The organism is Dietzia sp. Die43, from assembly GCF_024519835.1.
GTDB lineage: Bacteria > Actinomycetota > Actinomycetes > Mycobacteriales > Mycobacteriaceae > Dietzia > Dietzia kunjamensis.
Genome location: NZ_JALJRF010000058.1, coordinates 1 through 952, shown reverse-complemented (window position 1 = coordinate 952; position 952 = coordinate 1). Strand labels below are relative to the sequence as shown.

The window sequence follows — 952 nt, the reverse complement described above, 5'->3', positions numbered from 1 at the left end:
CTCTGGCATCGCTTCCCCTTATAGCTGATCCCTCTACGGATCCGGGGGAACCTCACACGCCGACGCCATCATGGACCGTATCGTCCACAACACCCTCTGGATCGAGACCGGCACCTTCAACATGCGCGAACACACCGCCGTGAATTAACCCCACGGGACCGCGCACGGGAGCCGGTGGCTCCGACCCCATCGGCCACCGGCTCTCAAAGCCAATAACGGTGGCTCCCAACCTCAATATCCAGTGGCTCCCAAACCCTCAAATACTCATTACAGCTGATCCCTCTACGGATCCGGGGGAACCTCACTTCGCCGCCACCACCGAGCGAGGAAGCGCCCCGCCGCAATGACCTCCACCAGAGATGCTCTCCTCCAGACGCGAGCACTAACTCGCACTGACCCGATCAGATCCTCAATTTCGACCATATTTCGCCCTGCCGGTTGCTCCCGGTGGGGATGAGCAATCACACCAGAACTGACCTTGCGGTCAGGAGGAGGGGTTCATGACTCACGGACACGGAGGCCACAGTTACACGGACGGTGCGCGCGGCCCTGGGTGGGGACTGGCCATCTCGGCGTGGCTGACGGGAATTTACTTCTTCATTGAAATTAGCATCGGGTTATGGACCGGTTCGGTCGCGGTGATCTCAGATGCCTTCCACACTTTCTCGGCCGTCGGTGGCGTACTGGTGGCCATCATTGCTGCACGGCTCGCCCGCCGGCCAGCAGATGAAGACCGCAGCTTCGGCTGGTATCGCGCGGAAATTGTCGGCGCATTGGTCAACGGCGGTTTCCTGCTGGTGATGGCGCTGGTAGTGATCGTGATGGGCGGGATGCGGCTAACTGCCCCGATCGACCTGTCCACTACGCCGATGTTGTGGGCAGCCGCGGGCGGTTTGCTGGCCCTTCCGGATCCGGAGTGCATAGCTGGGGTTCGCCGGTGATGCGGTGAGGC

1 protein-coding gene and 1 pseudogene are annotated in these 952 nt (G+C 61.6%); both read left to right on the top strand.

All coding sequences use genetic code 11. The features are described 5' to 3' along the window. Window positions 1–43: 43 nt before the first annotated feature. Window positions 44–148: pseudogene (locus tag NR111_RS18215) on the top strand (ATP-binding protein); the annotation flags it as partial. Between the two features lie 352 nt (window positions 149–500). Beyond that, the gene (locus NR111_RS18210; protein ID WP_241260883.1) at window positions 501–941 is read left to right on the top strand and encodes a cation diffusion facilitator family transporter; all 441 of its coding nucleotides are present in this window, start codon (window positions 501–503) and stop codon (window positions 939–941) included. Window positions 942–952: the final 11 nt, after the last annotated feature.